At 42.5% G+C, this 273-nt stretch carries 1 protein-coding gene; it reads right to left on the bottom strand.

Annotation, left to right across the window (positions count from 1 at the left end):
* Nucleotides 1–273 (bottom strand): AMP-binding protein (locus tag AAC147_RS07830; protein ID WP_047686247.1); only part of this gene is annotated, 273 nt, incomplete at both ends.

The raw sequence follows: 273 nt of genomic DNA, 5'->3' as shown, positions 1-273 counted from the left end.
GTGAACAGATAACCAGCGTTCCAATTCATGATGAGGTATCGTTTCCCCGCCAATACACATGACCCTTAAGCCCTTATAAATACTGCCTTCATTAGTTTCAGCAATGACCCGCCAAAATTGAACCGGAATTGACAGATAACTAATTTGATAAAGTTCACACAGACGCCAGAATTTCTGTGCGCTGGATATCCACTGATTTGTCCGCAACACGAGTTCTGCACCCTGGGTTAGTGCACAAAATATTTCTGATGCACAGACATCAAAAGAAGGATT

The organism is Xenorhabdus sp. NBAII XenSa04 (assembly GCF_963866145.1).
Taxonomy (GTDB): Bacteria; Pseudomonadota; Gammaproteobacteria; order Enterobacterales; family Enterobacteriaceae; genus Xenorhabdus; species Xenorhabdus indica.
This window is presented reverse-complemented; position numbering and strand designations above follow the sequence as displayed.